The organism is Neobacillus notoginsengisoli (genome assembly GCF_003515685.1).
Taxonomy (GTDB): domain Bacteria; phylum Bacillota; class Bacilli; order Bacillales; family Cytobacillaceae; genus Bacillus_D; species Bacillus_D notoginsengisoli.
Genome location: NZ_QWEG01000005.1, coordinates 131,200 through 149,749 on the forward strand (window position 1 = coordinate 131,200; position 18,550 = coordinate 149,749).

Below are 18,550 nucleotides of genomic sequence, written 5' to 3' on the forward strand. Positions count from 1 at the left end.
AGCCGCTTAAAGATGTAGGAGGAATACATCGATGGGAGTGGCATCCATGCTGATAGATGGTGTTTTTTCCGGAGGGGGCATTAAGGGATTTGCACTGATAGGGGCTTGCGAGGCCGTTGAAAGGCGGGGGTTCAAGTTCTGCCGGGTGGCTGGAACAAGTGCGGGTTCTATTGTGGCGAGCCTGATTTCCGCAGGTTATACAAGCAAAGAAATGCAGAGCCTCCTAGATGAGTTGAAACTCGATAAATTGCTTGATGCCCGTAAACTTCTGATCCCTTCTCCTGTGGCAAAATGGCTCTTGGTATATTGGAAAATGGGTTTATATAAAGGGGAAGCGCTCGAACAATGGATTGCGGAAAAGCTCGCCTTACGGGGAGTGAGGACATTCGGTGATTTGCCGGAAGGAGCACTAAGAGTCGTGGCCTCCGATCTTACCAACGGAAAAATGGTTGTTTTGCCGGATGATTTGCCTAAATATGGAGTTTCACCGGACACCTTCCCAGTTGCGAAAGCCGTTCGGATGAGCTGCAGCATTCCATATTTTTTTGAGCCCGTCAGGCTTCAGAGCCCGGAAGGAATGAATATCGTAGTAGACGGCGGGGTGCTGAGCAACTTTCCTATGTGGCTGTTCGACAGCGAAAATGTTAAAAAAATGCGGCCGGTCCTTGGAATTCAGTTAAGCCATGATCCCGAGAATCACCCCCCGCACAAGGTGAAAAATGCTATCCAATTATTTGATGCTCTTTTCGAGACGATGAAGGAAGCCCATGATGCGAGATATATTTCACGAAAGCATGCAAAAAACATTATTTTTATTCCTACGGCCGGGGTCGGGTCGACAGAATTTGGTTTAACGGAGGAACGAAAAACGAAACTGATTCATCATGGGCGGGAATGCGCCGAACAATTTTTTAGAAAATGGAGCTATTAATTAAATGGCCGTCAAAAAACCGGGCCCACCTATAAGGAAGCCCGGTTTTTCTTTTTGCCTTTTTTGCCTTCGATTACGGTAAGATGGACATTTGCCTTTTTTTTCGGCTTTCTCCATGAAGCGAGTGAACCTTGAATAACGTTCCGTCCTGGGGGTTCATTTTTATGTGCGTTACGTTTTTTCGATTCTCTGGCAGCTTTGAGGAAAAGCCTTTGCTCTTTTTTATTAGGGCTGGATCCAGTAAACCGGCGGAAGAGAAAGAAAATCACGAGCCCGAACAAGACCATTAGTGCAATTTGTTGGAAAAATCCAGCAGGGTTTTTAACCAATTGTCCTATTATGCCGATTCCCGCAAGAAGTATAAGAGCGCCTATTAAAAGAACGGATTTCCGAATTTTCAAGATAGCCACCTCCCTAAGAGCATCTTTAGCAATTTTCCCCACTTTTAAACGCCGCTGAAAAGGTTTTATACAATTTCTTCTGCCTCTTGTTGCTCTTCACTATTCTTTTCCATTTTTAAGAGCTCTTTAAACGAGAGAATGGCAATTTCTGCTTGGCTGTCATCAGGTTCTTTTGTTGTCAACAGCTGAAGCCATAATCCCGGAAGGCCGAGCCATTTGAGGACAGGGACGTCACGCAATTTATTCGTGAACTGTAAAACTTCAAATGAAATTCCGAGGACAACAGGAATCAACGCGAGCCGGTTCAAAAGCCGTACCCATAGAGGATCGGTCGGAACGAGCATGTAAACAAATACGCCGACAATGACAGTAAATAAGATGAAGCTTGATCCGCACCGATAATGAAGGCGGGAGCTTTTTTGTACATTTTCCACAGTAAGTTCGAGTCCGCTTTCGAAACAGTTGATCACTTTATGCTCAGCACCGTGGTATTGGAATACCCTTTTTACTATAGGGGTAAGCGATACAATATATATATATGCAAGAAGCAGGATCAGTTTGATTAGACCCTCAATCAAAACCTGGGATGTTCGCCCGGGAAAAACAGGCGATGTCAAATGGGCCAAGAAAGCGGGAATTAACGTAAATAGGAATTTACCGAATAAAAATGAGATAACGCCCACAGCGGCAACTCCCAGAACCATCGAAAGTTTTGACGTTTCCTGTTCTTCAATGGGCGCATCATCCTTTGGATCTATATCATAGCGCTCTGTGGAGAAATTGAGATGCTTTGAACCATTTGCGCTTGCCTCGATAATTGCCGCGATTCCTCGAACAAACGGAATCTTCTTTAAGGAGGCGACGAATGGACGGGTCTTTCGGGGCAGGTGAAAATATTCAACGGAATTGTCTTTCCTTCTGACAGCGGTAACATAATTGTGTTTTCCGCCAAACATGACGCCTTCGACAACTGCCTGGCCTCCATAAACGGGTTTTTGCTCATTTGCCATTTTTTATTACACCAACCTAATCTCGAAGTTGCACACTCAGCTGAATAGGCTGCATGTACTTATCCTTATTCTACTAAAAAAATGCAAAAACCTCTAGGTTTGAAGAAATTTATACAACAATAATTAACTTCAGGGCGATGGAGGGAAATAAGGGAAACCGTACATACTAAACATGAAGCGATTAAACTTACTGACAAGGCAAGGTGAAACGAATGGAAGAGGATCTGTTCAAAAACGGGAAAGAGCAAAAAAAAACTGAGCAAAGTTTTGGGAAACAAGTACTTTTAACAGGATTGTGGGGAGGCCTGTTTTGGAGCTTTATAGGACAAATAGGCTATTATTTTCATTTCACAAAAATTCCGCCAAGAGTTATTCTCGAACCATGGGCTTTAGGCCATTGGAAACATGAATGGTCGGGAACGCTTGTTTCGATTATATTGATCGGGATTATTTCAATAGGGGTGGCATTTATTTATGCGGCTGTTTTAAAAAAAGCAGGAGGTCTTCTCTCTGGAGTTGCTTACGGCGTTTTACTTTTTCTTCTCGTCTTTTTATTGCTGAATCCTATGTTTCCCGGAATTTCTCCATACAAGGACTTGGATCGAAATACAATGGTGACGTCCGTTTGCCTGTTTATATTATATGGGGTCTTTGTTGGTTATTCAATTTCATGGGAATACCAAAACGAACATTCTGCAAGGGAAGTTTCCGAGTAGGAGAATAATGGGGGAGTATGTTAGAATAGTCTGGTAAAATAAAGGATGCGTACATAGAATTTCTACGATTTGGGGATAGGAGAAATGAAAAAAATATTGCTGCTGAACGGCCCTAATTTAAATATGCTTGGGAAGCGTGAGCCAGGCGTTTATGGGATAGAAACATTGGCGGACATTGAAACTTCCATTTCAGTACTTGGTGCCGAGCATGGATTAGAGGTGTCCTGCAGGCAATCCAACCATGAAGGCACCCTGATTGACTGGCTTCAGGAAGCACAGGAGGAGGGATATTCAGGCGTTATTTTTAACCCGGGAGCATTCACGCACTATAGTTACGCCATACGGGATGCGATTGCTGGAATAACCGTTCCTGTTATTGAAGTACATATATCAAATATTTATGCGCGAGAGAGCTTTAGACATGTTTCAGTCACCGCCGCGGTGTGTAAAGGCCAAATAAGCGGATTCGGCACAAAGGGATATGAGCTTGCTTTTTTGGCCCTGTTGGATATTGAAAAGGAGAGGAATCGATCATGTCAAAATTAGAGAAATTAAGAAAAGAGTTTGAAAAGTTAGGTGTTGACGCCATACTTGTGACGAGCGGATTTAACCGCCGCTATCTATCCAACTTTACAGGATCTGCGGGTTCGGTACTAATTAGTGCCGATAAAGCACTTTTTATAACGGATTTCCGATACATGGAGCAGGCGGCCAAACAGTGCGAAGGGTTTGAAGTAATCAACCATAATGGATTTATGGAGGAAGAAGTAGCCGCGCAGGCTAAGCAGCTTGGCATTAAAAAGCTTGGATTCGAAAAGGACCATGTAACATACAGTCTTTACGAGGCATATGAAAAAGAGTTTGAAGGGGAGCTTGTCCCAGTCGGCGGAGCCATAGAAAAGTTGCGCTTGATAAAGACAGATGCAGAGATTAAGATATTAAAGGAAGCAGCGGGGATTGCTGATGCTGCATTTACTCATATCTTGAACTATATCCGCCCTGGCATCACTGAACTGGATATTTCAAATGAACTTGAATTTTTCATGCGCAAGGCCGGCGCCACTTCTTCATCATTTGATATTATTGTTGCCTCTGGCTATCGCTCCGCTCTCCCTCATGGGGTTGCAAGCGAAAAGGTGATCGCGGCAGGGGATTTTGTTACTCTGGATTTCGGAGCCTATTATAAGGGGTATGTTTCAGATATAACCAGGACTGTTTCGGTAGGTACACCTGATGTGAAGCTTCGGGAAATATATGATATCGTTCTTGAAGCCCAGCTTCGTGGCATGGCTGGAATAAAACCCGGAATGACCGGCAAGGAAGCGGACGCGCTTACCCGGAACCTGATTACAGAAAGAGGATACGGCGAGTATTTTGGGCATTCAACAGGACATGGGATAGGGCTTGAGGTACATGAAGGGCCTTCGTTATCCAAGAAATCCGACACGGTTCTTGAACCGGGCATGGTCGTCACTGTTGAACCGGGTATTTACATCCCGGGACTTGGCGGGGTAAGAATTGAGGACGATACGGTCATCACACTTGACCATAATGAAGCTCTGACCCATTCAACCAAGGAATTGATTATTCTTTAAGGAACTAGGAGGAACACACATGATTTCAGTAAACGACTTTCGTACAGGATTAACAATTGAGGTGGACGGCGGAATCTGGCGCGTAATGGATTTCCAGCATGTAAAGCCAGGGAAAGGCGCTGCTTTTGTCCGCTCCAAACTTCGTAATCTCCGTACCGGGAATATAAATGAAAAAACATTCCGTGCCGGAGAAAAAGTTGGGAGGGCCCAAATTGACAACCGCCGGATGCAGTATCTGTATGCTAGCGGAGACCAGCATGTATTCATGGATAACGAATCATATGAGCAGATTGAGTTGCCTGCAAACGCGATTGAATACGAATTAAAATTCTTAAAAGAAAATATGGAAGTTTCTATTATGATGTACCACGGAGAAACACTTGGCATTGACCTTCCGAATACGGTTGAACTTGAAGTTACGGCTACAGAGCCTGGAATCAAAGGTGATACAGCATCCGGCGGCTCCAAGCCGGCTACTCTTGAGACTGGCTTGGTTGTCCATGTTCCTTTCTTTGTGAACCAGGGTGACCGCCTCATCATCAGCACTGATGATGGCAGCTACGTATCCCGCGCTTAAGCTATATGAAAAATATCACTCTAAACCCGACATGCACTGCATGCCGGGTTTTATTTTTGAGAAACCAAAGCATAAACTTATGAAGATATTGTGAAGATTCCTCTCCCTATTTGTGAACAATTTATAAAACTGTCTCTAAATAACTAGTCATAATGGCTACACGAGTACTAAAATGAAGCTAATCACTAGTAAGCACTTAGCATATGGACGGTTTCAAAGCATGAGTAAAGCCAGAAGCGGAATTTCCGCCACATGGAGAATAGGGAGGCTCGCTGCCTGATGGAAAAAATAAAAGTTTTACTTGTCGATGACCACTATTTGTTTTTGAAAGGGCTCGAAAGCATCATTGAAGGAGAAAATTCTCTTGAAGTGGCAGGGGAAGCGCGAACTGGCGATGAAGCAATGACGATGGTTAGGTCATTAAATCCGGATGTTATTTTAATGGATGTAAATCTGGCGCCCGAGGGCGGTTTAGAAACGTTAAAATTAATTATGGAGGAAATGCCGGATAGCCGAATCATAATGCTAGCCTCGGATGAGGATGAAAAAAATCTTTTCGACGCGATTAAGTTTGGAGCAAGGGGCTTATTGCAAAAAAATCTTCAACCGAATGAGCTCTTTTCCTTCATTCAAATGGTTTGCCGGGGAGAATATATTTTCTCAGGGCCGCTTGCAAAACAAATAATCAATCGTGTTGCCCTAATTGAAGAATGCAGCCATGAGGCTGGGAAAAAAGGGAATATGCTGACCAAGCGTGAAAAAGAAATTCTGGTTGAAGTTACAAAGGGAATGACAAACCGGCAAATCGCAAGTGCCTTGTTTATTTCTGAAAACACCGTGAAGAATCACATTCGAAATATCATGGAAAAGCTCCAAATAAATAACCGGGTCCAGGCAGCCTCCTATGCGATGAACGAGGGTTGGCTACAGCAGGTATAACAAATATGCAAAGGCGATTCTACTAAACTATGCCAAGCAAGGGTGCAGTCATGAAAAAGAAACTATTAATCGGAAGCTATGTCCTTATTGTCATCCTGGGAATTACCGTTTTTATCTCAACGGACGGTTTCAAGGGGAAAAACTATGAAGCTGTACAGGCAGGCGAAAAGTTTTATAAACAGGAATGCGCCATATGCCACGGTGACACGGGAAAAGGAGAAGGCAAGCAAGTGGGAACGGCCATCAGCAGCCAAGTCTTCCTGAGTTCAGTTTCAGATAAAGATCTATATAACTATGTGAAATACGGCCGGCCGGAAGCTGCAATGCCTGCATATGGGCCAAGAATCAGTGAAGAACAGCTGAAAAACGTTGTTGCATATATGAGGAATTGGCAAAAAGAGAAAGTGAAGTTTGATGTACCGGAGAAAATTACCGGAAGTGTGGCGGAAGGCGAGAAAGTTTATAATCTTTCTTGTATTCAATGCCACGGAGAAGCCGGAGCGGGTAAACCAAAAATGGGAACGGCTCTTTCTCATCCTCTTTATTTAAAATATACAACCGACAAGCAAATCTGGATCGGGACCGCTTATGGACGTGAAAATACTCGGATGGCCCCTTCACTGAAGGGACTTGAAGGTGTCAGACAACTTAGTGAAAAACAAATTTCGGATGTCGTCTCTTATATCCGCTCTCTGGAAAATAAAGAATAAAAAAATCCTTTCTGCCTTTTTCGTGCAGGAAGGATTTTTTTGTTCTGTTATTGCTCGACTTCCCCGCTCCATTCATTCATTCCGCCGGCCATATTCAACACCTCATAACCTTTAGCAGTTAGCAGTTCACTAGCCTGCTGTGACCGGTTTCCACTTCTGCAGACGATAAGATACTGCTGGTTTTTATCGAGTTGTTCCGATAAACCATCGATTACCTGAAGTGGAATTAATTTAGATCCTGGTATATGTCCGCTGTTATATTCCTCAGGAGTCCTTACATCAAGAACCTTCACACTGCCATTCTCAATCATTTTCATCGCTTCATCTACGGAAACAGTTTTATAGCTGGCAGACGAACAGCCCGAAACAAGAAGAAAAACTAAAACAATCAACATTCTTTTCAAAAAACATCACCGCCCTTGCCATGATTATAAACGACAGGACATATTTTCTGAACCGGCCAATTGTGAAAAACAGGAAAAGGTAAACCAAGTGTAACAAAATGTTCATAAAGAAAATAACCGGTAAAAAAGATAGGTCTTATAGTAATCAGTAGGCAGCAACGAGGGAGAAAAATTTAAAAATGAGGAATTCTCTCCAATGAAAGAAAAGTGCGTAAGGGCAAATCTATTTGTTAAAAACTTCACAAACTTATCTATTATAGCAATGAAACTAGTACTTTACTACTGTTTTTATGGAATTTTTCATGTGATTTTTACCAAAAACCAGCAATTTACTTATTTGTGAACAAATTATGTTGTTTTCTTGTCCAAACCGCAACGTTTTTTCGCCTTTAACAAAATGTTCAAGAGTGCCTCAACAATTAGGATGGCCAGTCGATTATATTTATTTCAAAGAGGACTATATTGGAAAATAGTACTTCCTAGTCATTTACTTTCCAAGAGGTCAAGGAGGATTAATATGTTGAAAAAACTACTGTCGTTTTTACTCATTGCCTCGTTCGGGTTTTCCTTGAACGCCTCCGGCGCGAGTGCTGAAGAAAAATTTATGGCAGAACAATTCCCGTATAAGGAAATGCAGATCCAGGTTATGCCTGAGTTTGATTACCCTGAAAATTGGCCAAAGGAAGAACCATCCTTGTTGGTAGGGCTATATGGAACGATTACAAACAAAACCGGCGAGGATTATTCAGGAAAAGTTGAAATCCCGGTACCCACAGACGAAAAAAACTTTCAAATTTACCTCGTTGCGGAATTCCCTGCAGCCGACAAACCTGAGGTGCAGAGGCCATTTGAAGTAAATAAGGAGCAGGGAACAGTAAGCTTTACTCCTGAAAAACCGATAAAAAAGGATGCAACCTACAGTTTTGTTGTCGAATATTACTCCAATCCGATTGAAGTAAGTGAAAAGACTAAGAAAGAATTCACCTACGAATATATAGCAGCAGCCGAGATTGACACACTGGATGTCATTATCTATGCACCTCTAAAGTCAACTGAAATTGCAATGGATCCAAAACCTTCAAGCACACAGAAAAGTGAATATGGGGAACAAATTGCTTTCTATCAGCAGAAGACAGCCAAAATAGGAGATTCCTTCAAATACAATGTTTCTTATAAGAAAGAGGGAAATGCTTCAACACTGTCAATGATTGATACAACTAAAAAGCCAAATGACGAAAACCATAATGGAACAACTGCAACCGATCAGGTAACTGGCGGCGATGAAGGAAATACCAGCGGGACCAGCGATAGGCCAATCATTGGCGCGGCTGGGGGAGTCATTATCGGCGTATCCATCATCATAGCGGGAATGTTTGTGTTCTTCGGTTTAAGAAACAAAGCGGATAAGAGGAAAAATCCTGCTCCGGGCAAAAAGGCGGCATCAGGAAAGCAGGCAGATAAAAAGCAAAAGAAAACGGGTTCGAACGCAGAAGAAATTAAGGAACTTAGAAAAAAGCTGCTAAGCGGCAAGATTGATCAGGAAGCTTATGATGAACAGGTGAAAAAATTAATTTAGGGGGAGCAGAACATGAAAAAGAACACAATTGTTATGCTGGGCGGTTTTATTATTGCTGGTGCGATTGTTTTCCTTCTGATGGCGGCCACGCCAGGCTCAAGCGGCGTTGAATTGAAGTTGAAGGATCTTTTAGCCAACCAGGAAAAGCATAAAGAGGATTTCGTTACAGTCGAAGGATTGCTTATTGAGGAATCCATTAAGTGGGATGCCGATAAAATTGAGCTGAAGTTTGATGTAAAGGACAATGAAGGAAATATTATGCATGTTGTCCATAACGGAGTCAGGCCTGATAATTTTTCCGAAGGTGTTATAACAATCCTTCAAGGTTCACCAACAGGTAATAATCATTTTACCGCTGAAACTGTCAAGACGCGCTGCCCATCCAAGTACGAGGGCGAGGATATGGAGAACTACGATCCAGAGGCACATAAAGAGAAACTAGATAAAAAAACCTCCACTGAAGAATAAAGGCCAAACACTAAAGAAGGTGACAAAATGTATTTATTCGCAAACGCAACAATCTATGTAGGTCTGGCGCTCGCAGTTTATTGTTTGCTTGCCACAACTTACGGGATTGTCGTAAAAAACCAGAGATTAATAAACAGCGGAAAAGGGGCCGCGATCGGGCTGTTTATCAGTACGAGCTTGGCCATGCTATCCTTACTCTATTTACTGGCAACTTCCCAATTTCAATATGAATATGTCAATGATTATACAAGCAGTGAACTTCCGGTCATTTATAAGCTTACTGCCCTCTGGGCGGGAAATGCGGGGTCACTTCTCTTGTGGACATTTTTCCTGACTTTATACATTGTAATGGTCGTGTTCACCAGGAAAATGAAGGGGAATCCAATGATTCCTTATATTCTGTCCATCCTGATGGCCAATGCAGTCTTTTTCTATCTCATACTGGGATTCGTAGCAAAGCCATTCACCTTGCTGCCAAATATCCCTCTTGAGGGGAAAGGGCTTAACCCGATGTTGCAGAACCCGGGAATGATTATTCACCCGGTCACACTTTATCTTGGCTATGTCGGCCTTGCAGTGCCTTTTGCATATGCCATGGCTGCGTTAATTCTCAAAAATATGGATGATTTCTGGATCAAGATGACAAGAAGATGGACCATTATCGCCTGGCTGTTTTTGAGTCTTGGAAATATTTTTGGAGGCCAGTGGGCTTATGTGGAGCTCGGCTGGGGCGGCTACTGGGCATGGGATCCTGTTGAAAACGCATCGTTTATGCCTTGGCTGACTGCAACAGCGTTCCTGCATTCGGTTATGATCCAGGAGCGAAAGAACATGCTGAAAGTCTGGAATGTTAGCTTAATCATTATCTCTTATGCTCTGACTTTATTCGGTACATTCCTTGTCAGAAGCGGAGTGTTGACTTCAGTCCATGCCTTTTCTAATTCAAATCTTGGATTATACTTCCTGATTTTCATGGGAGTGGCTGTCATCGGCGCAATGTATATCTTGATGAGCCGCTACAACCTGATTAAACGCAGTGCGGGGGAATTCAACTCGTATGTTTCAAAAGAAAGCAGCTTTTTAATCAATAACCTTCTCCTCGTAGGTTCAGCTTTTGCAGTATTCTGGGGAACAATCTTCCCGTTAGTATCCGAAGCGGTAAGAGGAACGAAGGTAACAGTCGGAATTCCATTTTTTAATGCGGTACAGGCGCCAATCCTTTTATCAATGATGTTTGTGATGGCTGTTTGCCCGCTGCTCGCATGGCAAAGGTCAACAATTAAAAACCTGAAGAAAAACTTCCTTATTCCGGCAATTCTTTCTGTAGCCGCAATGGTTCTTATGGTAATCCTCGGAATTCAGAAGGCATGGGCGGTTATTGGAAACGGCGTGATCATCCTCCTTCTCATCACCCACTATCTTGAGTTTTATCGGGGAGTAAAAGCTAGAAGGAAGATGACCCGTGAAAATGTTTTTGTTGCCCTTTACAGATTGACGACGAAAAACCGCAGGCGCTATGGGGGCTATATCGTCCACCTTGGAATCGCTTTTATCGCGCTCGGCATTATCGGTTCACAAAACTATGACCACGAAACAATGAAGACAGTGGAAATAGGCAGCTCCATTGAGATTGACGATTATCGCATTAACTATGACAAACTTGACCAAAAATCAGAAGGAGTCAATGACATCGTTTATGCTGATTTAACCGTTTTTAAAAATGGGAAAAGGCTGGGCAATTATGAAGTAGAAAAAGTTTTCTACGGAAACTGGGATCAGCCTTCATCTGAAGTCGCCCTCGTTTCGAGTGTCAAGGAAGATCTCTATATCGTCCTGAGCGCCTGGGAGGATGACGGGCGGGCAACCTTTATTGTTAAAGTCATCCCAATGATTTCATGGATGTGGTTCGGCTCATTCCTAATCGTTGTCGGTTCCATTTTCGCCGTCTGGAATGGAAGATTCCAAAATGTTACCCCAAGATACACTGGCGCGTCCAGGGAGGTTGTGTAGCATGTGGAAAAAAATCTATGCGGGTCTGCTGATTTTCCTGGTTGTGTTCCAAGGATCGCTGGCTCAAGTGCAGGCAAAGCAATTTGATTATAAATCAAAGGAATTCAAAGCGGTTGCTTCACAGTTTTCCTGTACATGCGGATGTGGACAGGACCATTATGAATGCGACCCGAACACATGCAACCTGACGGTGGAATTTAAAAAAGACCTTGTTGATATGATGAATAAAGGCATGGATAAAGACGAAATCCGTAAATACTACATTGGCATTTACGGAGAGGAAATTCTTACAGCCCCTGAAAAAGAAGGCTTTAGCCTGACAGCCTGGATCCTTCCATTTGTCGCACTTGGAGGAGCTGGAACAGCACTTTTCTTCGTCATCCGGAAATGGGTGAAAAAGAAAGGGACAGAGGCTGTGCCTCTAGATGAGTTAACAGGGCAGGATGAAGTGGAGAATGAAATCCTTTCTTCAATCATTGATGAGGAACGAAAAAAGTATCTTTAGGATGTGAACATAATGGAAGGCATTTCAATCATCTCAATACTGCTGACTGCTGTGCTGGTCCTTGGCTGTCTTTACCTGGTGCTTATGCCATTGTTCAAGGAAGAATCCTTCCTTGACCATACAAAGAAAAGCCAGACCAATGCAGGCACAAAAGAGGCTTTGTTGACCACCCTGAATGAAATTGAATTTGAATATAAGATGGATAAGATGTCCGAAAGCGACTTTAGGCAATTGAAGAAGCAATACGAGACACAAGTCGCGAAAATTATGCGCGACGAGGAAGAAGCCGGAAGCAAGAAAATTGATGATGAGCTAATGGCTGAAGTGGAACGCGAAATTGAAGCCTCTTTAAAACAAAAGAGGAAAAAGGGGGAAGGACAGTGATTAAAAAAGTCACCGTTTTTCTCTTCGGACTTCTGCTGCTGGCCCCATCCGGAGGGGTCTTAGCAGCAGAACCGAAAATCACAATAGATATGCACTATTTAGTCGTCAGCCCCGCAGAAGATGGTTCCACCAATATGATGAACATGGTGAATTACACGAATCTGGACTCCGCTGAATTTAAAGGGGAAGGAGCCGGCGAGGCTGTCCTTACCGTCACATTGCCTGAAGGAAGCACTGGACTTAATTTTCTTGACGGGAAGATTGCTTCCAAGCAGACAGATAAGGGTTTTATGACAACCGATCCGATTCCAGCCAACCAAACGATCGTCCTTCCATACAGCTACCGGATGCCGGCTGGAAAGGATATCAATCTTTCGTTTGATTATCCAGTCCAAATGATGCAGGTTCTTGTTCCGGAAGGGATGGGCAGCATTGAATTTAAAGGTGCAAATGCCACCAACCAGGGGCTTTTCAATTTTGAAGACCAAAAGTATGTAGGCTACAGTCTCGAAGGCATTCCCGCCAATGAACCGATCACCATGGTTTATAACAAGGATATCCAGCCTAGTTCAGGAGAAATGCAGCAGGCGGGCGCTGGTTCACCAGGCGGAGAAAGCACAGTTACGCGGCAATCGCCGGCTTTTCACAATCCCGGCCACTTGCGTATGTGGTATCAGTCACCGCTTAAAAGCTTTGATCCCCATATCCTGATGATTGTACTTGGTGCTATTTTGATCGCGGGAATCTCCTATTTCTCCTATTTCAGGATAAAAAATAGGGCAGAAGCTGAAAAACTTGAAAATGATTCGGAAGAAAAAGCATTTAAGCTTCTTATGGCAAAACAAAATACCATTATGGACAAAATTATTGAATTGGAAGAAACGTATGGAAATGGGTTGCTTTCCGAGGATGAATATAATGCCAAAATTGAAGCCTATAAGCAGCATTTAGTTAAAGTTAAGCTGGGACTTAAGAGATTTGTAGAGTAACAGCCGAGTGGGAGGGTCTCTAAGTGATTGACATAAAAAAGCTGACAAAACAGGCAGACGACAAAAGGATCCTAAGGGGGATCGACCTCTCCATTAAAAAAGGGGAAACAGTCGGCATACTTGGCCCGAATGGAGCCGGGAAAAGCACACTTTTAAAAGTGATTGCAACCTTGATTAAGCCCTCTGGCGGGCAGGTAACGATAGGCGGATATGATTTGAAAAAAGATCAAGCTGAAATCAAGAAGCTGTTTGGTTATCTCCCCCACTCAAGCTTGCTCTATGACCACTATTCTCCCCTTGAAAACCTTGTTTTCTTCGGAAATCTTTACGGGGTAAAAAACGCAAGGGCGCGGGCGATTGAACTTGTGAAAGAAGTAGGACTGTCCTTTTTCTTAAATGAACCGGTAAAAAATTTTTCGCGTGGGATGGTACAAAGGATTGCCATCGCGAGAGCGATTGTCCATGAGCCGGAACTTCTCCTCCTTGACGAGCCACACACAGGGCTGGATCAGGGCGCCATCACGATCTTAAACACCGTCATCCTCAGAATGAAGGAGAAGGGGGTAACCACCCTCATGGTTACCCATGATTTTCAACAGGCTGCAGAGATTTGCGACAGAATCATCATCGTAAAGAATGGAAAAATAGCCGATGATTTTGTGTTAGTGGATAAAAAAGTCAGTACGTTAAATAAAAAATATCTTTATCAGGTGGAGGGAGTTTCATGAATATTTTAAAACCTGCCCTCCTGCTTGCATCAAAAGATTTGAAGTCCGAGTTAAAGACAAAGCAAGTCCTGGCGACCATGCTCATCTTCGCTGGACTAGTCATTCTGATTTTCAGTATTGCCTTTGACCCTCAAAACAATCTGACCAAGGCGGTTGTACCAGGAGTTATTTGGGTCATCATCGTCTTTTCAGGGATCCTTGGCCTGAACCGCTCGTTCATTTCGGAACAGAGAAATGACGCCATTCAGGGGCTTTTGATCGCACCAATGGACGCATCAAGCATTTACCTTGGCAAACTGATGGCAAATTTGGCAATGATGCTGATCGTTGAAATCATTGCCCTGCCGTTTTTATTCCTGTTATTTGATTTCAAGTATATGGGCAGCTTTCCGTACTTCGTTCTAGTCCTATTTATTGGGAGCTTTGGGTTTATCGCTACAGGAACCTTCCTGGCAGCACTGGCAGCAAACTCAAGGAGCAGTGAAATGCTGTTGCCGCTTCTTCTGTTTCCGATTACGAGCCCCATATTAATCGGAGGAGTCCAGGCTACTAAGATTATCTTGACGAATATAGAGAAACTGCCAACTGCCATTGCCTGGATGCAGCTGATCGCTGCTTACGATGTGATCTTCTTCGTCCTTTGCTTTTTGCTAATAGAATATGTGTTGGAGGTATAGGAGATGAGTGTAAATCTCGAGAAACAACATGCAGCACTCAGCGAGGCCAGCCCGAAAGCTTTTGGAAAGCCTGTTATACACAAGCTTTTGTTCGGTGCCACGGTTGTGTCTGTACTAGCTGCAATTTATCTGATTTTTATTTATGCCAAGGTTGAAATAACGATGGGAGCAGTACAGAAGATTTTCTATATTCATGTTGCCTCAGCCTGGACAGGATTCCTCGCATTTTTTGTAACATTTGTTTTCAGTGTGCTGTTCTTAATCAAACGGAAGCGCATTTTTGATACGGTTGCCTTTGTATCAGCTGAAATCGGCGTTGTCTTTACCACGATCGTTTTGACCACCGGTCCCATTTGGGCAAAATCTTCCTGGAATACATGGTGGGCATGGGAACCTCGCCTGACAACGACTCTGATTCTTTGGTTTGTGTATATGGCTTACATTATGATTCACCAAATGGATGGTGTCTGGGAGAAAAAAGCACGGCTTGCGGCTGTATTCGGAATTATCGGCTTTGCGGATGTCCCAATTGTTTGGTTCGCAATTCGCTGGTGGAATTCGAAGTTTCATCCCATCGTTTTTGGTGAAGGCCCGTCTCAAAAAGGCGGAGGAATTGACGGAACAATGCTGGTAGCTCTTCTAGCGACTATTGTAGCACTCACTTTCTTCTATGCTTATTTGCTGAACAAGGGCGTCACTTTGCAAAATATGAAAATTAAAGTTGCCAAGTATAAAGAGAAATTAAGAGAATCTATCGAAAATTAGGAGGACACTAACATGACATACATGTATGCTGCATATTCAGTTGCTTGGATCATTATCTTTGGATATCTAGTGGTTTTAGGAAAACGGCAGAGCACATTGAAAAAAGAAATTGAATTTTTGAAGCTTCATGATAAATAGATTGACCGGCAGGGTCCGCTAAAACCCGGGCCCTGCACCAGTTGGTGTAAGAATGCGTTCTTCGCCCGATTGCGCCAGCATTTTGTAACAGGAGGAAAAGCCATGAAGCAGGAAGACTTAAAGGCAATAATGGAAGAACCTCAGGTGGAAGAAAAAGCAAAACCTTCTTCAATGAATAATAAGATTATGAAGCTGACAGTGCTTCTATTGGTTGTCGGGATGTTTGGTTATTTTTATTTCAATATGGCCAACAAGGCTGATATACCAAGGGTGGGTGATCCGGCTCCGGATTTCGAACTTGAAAATCTGGATGGAGAAATGGAAAGGCTTTCGGACTATAAGGGGCAGGTTATTTTCTTGAACTATTTTGCCACTTGGTGTGTCCCTTGTGTTGATGAGGCCCCAGAGCTTGAAGCTTTCGAGAAGGAATATGGCGATCAGTATAAACTGCTGATCATTGACAGGGGGGAAACCCGGGAGCGGGTGAAAAAGTTTACTGAGAAACATGACGTGGGTTCTTCAACTTACTTGTTTGATTACAATTCAAAAGTTTCAAAGATGTACGGCGTCCTTAAACAGCCTGAATCGTTCGTTATTGACAAAGAAGGTGTCATTCGGGAATACATTCAGGGCCCAGTAACAAAAATGGAATTGTATAATTTCGTCAGTAAGTATGATTAAAAAGGATTAAGCTCCCCGGGGCTTAATCCTTTTTTGTATTTCAGTCTAGTCTTTTTAGTGAGGCACTGGAACCGTCCCCGTGCTTCAATACCCCGTACTTGGCGGTGATGGTGGCTTCGATGAAGAGTTGGCCGGGTTGGATGGGGGTGGTTGAGATTCCTTTTACCATGGGTGTGTGGAATTCATGGAATGGCTGTGGCTGTTCGGGTCCTTCAATGATGGTGAGCGGCACTGGGTTTAGTTTTACTCCTATTGCTGTGCTAATGGTTGAAGCTTTTTGGTATGCGTTTTTCACGGCAAGGGTTAAAGCCTGATTGTAAAGGGCATCCCTGTTACTTGAGGTAAAATGGATATCCGATACAAAGTTTGCTCCGTTTTGGACCGCTGTGTCGATTTTCGTGCCCACCTTCTGCAGATCTGTAATCTTTGTTTGGAATAAATGAGTGACTTTATAACCGCGAAAGAGTTGGGCTCCCTCCTTAAAGTCATACACTGATTCTACCCGGTAATCGGATGTTCTTATATTCTCCGGGGTTATGCCTGTCCCTAGCATTGCCTGAACCAGCCTCTCAGCATCCCTTGCATTCTGCTGCTGGGCACTTACCAAATCCTTTTGTTCTGTTGTCACCCCGACGATGACTGTTGCAGTATCCGGTTTTGCCGCGACAGTCCCTTCTCCTTTTACACTAATCACGTTTACTTCCTGTGTGCCATCCCTCCCAAATGCCATACCCTTTCAATCCTTTCACTATATGAGTTTAACTCCTACTAAAAATGTACTTTTAACATCATGAAAAAATAACTACCTGCCTCTATTCTACCTGATTGGCAGGAAACCAGTCATATTGGGCCTGTACAGGCATACATTTTAACAATGGAGAAAGCTTTAAAGAGGAGGTTGCCAATGGATAAGATCTTATCCTTTTTGCCTAAAACAATGACACATGCATTCGAAGGCATTCCTTCCCATTTAAAAGAGCATGTAGAAGAAATAAGGATTCGAGTAAATAGGCCTCTTGAAGTGACGGTACGGGGGGCTCCCATATTTCTCTCTTACAGCCCGAAGCCCGAGGACGCCGTTCTTTTTTTGCAAAAGATTAGCCAGTATTCCATTTATGCAATGGATGAAGAATTGATGAGAGGCTACATCACGGTTTCTGGAGGGCACAGGGTCGGCCTTGCGGGAAAGGTCATTCTCGAAGGAGGCCGAGTCAGGGCAATCAGGGATGTATCTTCATTCAATATCCGAATTGCCAGAGAAAAAATTGGGATAGCCCTTCCTTTAGTTTCATTCATTTATCAAAAAAATTGGCTTCATACCTTAATTATTGGCCCGCCCCAGACAGGCAAAACGACCCTGTTAAGGGATATTGCAAGACTGGTCTCGAGCGGGGTAGAACAAAGCGGGGTCAGTCCAAAAAAGGCAGGAATAGTTGATGAACGGTCTGAAATTGCTGGTTGCGTCACTGGAGTACCCCAATTGACTTTCGGGCCAAGAGTGGATGTTCTCGATGCCTGTCCGAAGGCGGAAGGGATCATGATGTTGATCCGTTCGATGAGCCCAGATGTGATTATTGCGGATGAGGTCGGCAGGATAGAGGATTCAGAAGCAATTATGGAGGCCGTCCACGCCGGTATAAAAATTATTACGACTGTTCATGGGGGTTCTATAGAGGAAGTCAGGAACAGGCCGAGCCTAAGGAAAATAATCAGTATGCGTTTATTCGAGCGCTACATTATCCTTGGGCGATCGGAAGGCCCCGGAACAATCACCGGAATACTTGATCGCGATGGGGTGCCGGTAAGCCGAAAAGTGAAGGTGGTCTAAATGATAAAGGTATTAGGTGCCCTTTTTATCTTGGCGGCGACAACATGGACGGGCTTTGAGCTTGCAAAGAATCTTAGTGAGCGCCCTAAACAGCTTCGCCAGCTTAAAGCCGCCCTTCAATCGCTTGAAGCAGAAATTATGTATGGACATACCCCTTTGCACGAAGCGTCGAGAAGGTTAGCTGCCCAACTCCCGAATCCCTTATCTGGCCTATTTGAAAAGTTCGGAGCAAGGCTTGCCATGACTGAAACGACCGTAAAGGATGCATGGGAAGAGAGCCTTGAAGAAACGTGGAAGCTGACAGCGATGAAAAAGGAAGAGTTGGAGATTATGCGCCAGTTTGGAGAAACACTGGGCAGGCATGACCGTATTTCTCAGCAAAAACAAATTCAGCTCACGTTAAGCCATCTTGAAAGGGAAGAATTCGAGGCGCGGGATAGGCAGGCTAGGTATGAAAAAATGCTTAAAAGCCTGGGCTTCCTTTCAGGCCTGCTAGTCATCATTGTATTGATATAGGG

24 protein-coding genes are annotated in these 18,550 nt (G+C 43.6%); 20 read left to right on the forward strand and 4 right to left on the reverse strand.

Annotated features, from left to right (window positions below):
- The first annotated feature begins 46 nt into the window (after positions 1–46).
- Complete coding sequence (locus tag D1B31_RS09090; protein ID WP_118920680.1) at positions 47–931, forward strand: patatin-like phospholipase family protein; 885 nt, start codon at positions 47–49, stop codon at positions 929–931.
- A gap of 29 nt (positions 932–960) precedes the next feature.
- Here the strand turns inward: D1B31_RS09090 and D1B31_RS09095 are convergent, their stop codons facing one another.
- Entirely contained in the window at positions 961–1,341 is a 381-nt protein-coding gene (locus tag D1B31_RS09095) for an SA1362 family protein (protein ID WP_240035234.1), read from the reverse strand.
- 56 nt (positions 1,342–1,397) lie between these two features.
- Positions 1,398–2,342: a DUF1385 domain-containing protein gene (locus D1B31_RS09100; protein WP_118920465.1), complete on the reverse strand. Its 945-nt coding sequence runs from the start codon at positions 2,340–2,342 to the stop codon at positions 1,398–1,400.
- Between the two features lie 212 nt (positions 2,343–2,554).
- On the opposite strand from D1B31_RS09100, the gene D1B31_RS09105 reads away from it, so the two are divergent.
- The 6 genes from D1B31_RS09105 to D1B31_RS09130 all read left to right on the forward strand — a co-directional run bounded on the left by D1B31_RS09105 (position 2,555) and on the right by D1B31_RS09130 (position 6,879).
- Positions 2,555–3,058 carry a YqhR family membrane protein gene (locus D1B31_RS09105; protein WP_118920466.1) on the forward strand — a complete coding sequence of 168 codons (504 nt, stop codon included), beginning with the start codon at positions 2,555–2,557 and terminating at the stop codon, positions 3,056–3,058.
- A gap of 84 nt (positions 3,059–3,142) precedes the next feature.
- Positions 3,143–3,604 carry a type II 3-dehydroquinate dehydratase gene (gene aroQ / locus D1B31_RS09110; protein ID WP_118920467.1) on the forward strand — a complete coding sequence of 154 codons (462 nt, stop codon included), beginning with the start codon at positions 3,143–3,145 and terminating at the stop codon, positions 3,602–3,604.
- On the forward strand, positions 3,592–4,653 hold the full coding sequence (locus tag D1B31_RS09115; protein ID WP_118920468.1) for a M24 family metallopeptidase: 1,062 nt from the start codon (positions 3,592–3,594) through the stop codon (positions 4,651–4,653). Before aroQ ends, D1B31_RS09115 begins: the two co-directional genes overlap by 13 nt.
- A 19-nt stretch (positions 4,654–4,672) precedes the next feature.
- Positions 4,673–5,230, forward strand: coding sequence for an elongation factor P (gene efp / locus D1B31_RS09120; RefSeq protein WP_118920469.1), 558 nt, complete (start codon positions 4,673–4,675; stop codon positions 5,228–5,230).
- A gap of 279 nt (positions 5,231–5,509) precedes the next feature.
- Complete coding sequence (locus tag D1B31_RS09125) at positions 5,510–6,169, forward strand: response regulator (RefSeq protein ID WP_158587509.1); 660 nt, start codon at positions 5,510–5,512, stop codon at positions 6,167–6,169.
- A gap of 50 nt (positions 6,170–6,219) precedes the next feature.
- Positions 6,220–6,879, forward strand: a complete 660-nt coding sequence (locus tag D1B31_RS09130) for a c-type cytochrome (protein WP_240035227.1) — start codon at positions 6,220–6,222, stop codon at positions 6,877–6,879.
- Between the two features lie 47 nt (positions 6,880–6,926).
- Here D1B31_RS09130 and D1B31_RS09135 read toward each other — a convergent pair whose 3' ends face one another.
- Positions 6,927–7,274 carry a rhodanese-like domain-containing protein gene (locus D1B31_RS09135; RefSeq protein ID WP_118920681.1) on the reverse strand — a complete coding sequence of 116 codons (348 nt, stop codon included), beginning with the start codon at positions 7,272–7,274 and terminating at the stop codon, positions 6,927–6,929.
- 526 nt (positions 7,275–7,800) lie between these two features.
- Here D1B31_RS09135 and D1B31_RS09140 point away from each other — a divergent pair.
- The 11 genes from D1B31_RS09140 (at position 7,801) to D1B31_RS09190 (ending at position 16,204) form a co-directional block, all read left to right on the forward strand.
- A complete protein-coding gene (locus tag D1B31_RS09140) occupies positions 7,801–8,859 on the forward strand; it encodes a hypothetical protein (RefSeq protein ID WP_118920472.1) in 1,059 nt (352 codons plus the stop codon).
- A gap of 12 nt (positions 8,860–8,871) precedes the next feature.
- Positions 8,872–9,327 carry a cytochrome c maturation protein CcmE gene (locus D1B31_RS09145; protein ID WP_118920473.1) on the forward strand — a complete coding sequence of 152 codons (456 nt, stop codon included), beginning with the start codon at positions 8,872–8,874 and terminating at the stop codon, positions 9,325–9,327.
- 27 nt (positions 9,328–9,354) lie between these two features.
- Positions 9,355–11,337 carry a heme lyase CcmF/NrfE family subunit gene (locus tag D1B31_RS09150; protein ID WP_118920474.1) on the forward strand — a complete coding sequence of 661 codons (1,983 nt, stop codon included), beginning with the start codon at positions 9,355–9,357 and terminating at the stop codon, positions 11,335–11,337.
- A gap of 1 nt (position 11,338) precedes the next feature.
- A complete protein-coding gene (locus D1B31_RS09155; protein WP_118920475.1) occupies positions 11,339–11,842 on the forward strand; it encodes a cytochrome c-type biogenesis protein in 504 nt (167 codons plus the stop codon).
- A 12-nt stretch (positions 11,843–11,854) separates the two neighbouring features.
- Entirely contained in the window at positions 11,855–12,226 is a 372-nt protein-coding gene (locus D1B31_RS09160) for a hypothetical protein (RefSeq protein ID WP_118920476.1), read from the forward strand.
- Positions 12,223–13,215 carry a hypothetical protein gene (locus tag D1B31_RS09165; protein WP_118920477.1) on the forward strand — a complete coding sequence of 331 codons (993 nt, stop codon included), beginning with the start codon at positions 12,223–12,225 and terminating at the stop codon, positions 13,213–13,215. The genes D1B31_RS09160 and D1B31_RS09165 overlap by 4 nt, the downstream gene beginning before the upstream one ends.
- A gap of 23 nt (positions 13,216–13,238) precedes the next feature.
- Positions 13,239–13,943, forward strand: coding sequence for an ABC transporter ATP-binding protein (locus D1B31_RS09170; RefSeq protein ID WP_118920478.1), 705 nt, complete (start codon positions 13,239–13,241; stop codon positions 13,941–13,943).
- On the forward strand, positions 13,940–14,620 hold the full coding sequence (locus tag D1B31_RS09175; protein WP_118920479.1) for a heme exporter protein CcmB: 681 nt from the start codon (positions 13,940–13,942) through the stop codon (positions 14,618–14,620). The genes D1B31_RS09170 and D1B31_RS09175 overlap by 4 nt, the downstream gene beginning before the upstream one ends.
- A gap of 3 nt (positions 14,621–14,623) precedes the next feature.
- Positions 14,624–15,385, forward strand: coding sequence for a cytochrome c biogenesis protein (locus D1B31_RS09180; protein ID WP_118920480.1), 762 nt, complete (start codon positions 14,624–14,626; stop codon positions 15,383–15,385).
- 12 nt (positions 15,386–15,397) lie between these two features.
- Positions 15,398–15,523, forward strand: a complete 126-nt coding sequence (locus D1B31_RS09185; protein WP_118920481.1) for a CcmD family protein — start codon at positions 15,398–15,400, stop codon at positions 15,521–15,523.
- A gap of 102 nt (positions 15,524–15,625) precedes the next feature.
- Complete coding sequence (locus D1B31_RS09190; RefSeq protein ID WP_240035228.1) at positions 15,626–16,204, forward strand: TlpA family protein disulfide reductase; 579 nt, start codon at positions 15,626–15,628, stop codon at positions 16,202–16,204.
- A 40-nt stretch (positions 16,205–16,244) separates the two neighbouring features.
- Here the strand turns inward: D1B31_RS09190 and D1B31_RS09195 are convergent, their stop codons facing one another.
- Complete coding sequence (locus tag D1B31_RS09195; RefSeq protein WP_118920482.1) at positions 16,245–16,934, reverse strand: SIMPL domain-containing protein; 690 nt, start codon at positions 16,932–16,934, stop codon at positions 16,245–16,247.
- Positions 16,935–17,108: 174 nt separating this feature from the next.
- Between D1B31_RS09195 and spoIIIAA the strand changes: the two genes are divergently transcribed.
- Together spoIIIAA and spoIIIAB are read left to right on the forward strand one after the other, a co-directional pair.
- Positions 17,109–18,032, forward strand: coding sequence for a stage III sporulation protein AA (spoIIIAA, locus tag D1B31_RS09200; protein ID WP_118920483.1), 924 nt, complete (start codon positions 17,109–17,111; stop codon positions 18,030–18,032).
- Entirely contained in the window at positions 18,033–18,548 is a 516-nt protein-coding gene (gene spoIIIAB / locus D1B31_RS09205; protein WP_118920484.1) for a stage III sporulation protein SpoIIIAB, read from the forward strand.
- The last annotated feature ends 2 nt before the right edge of the window (positions 18,549–18,550 follow it).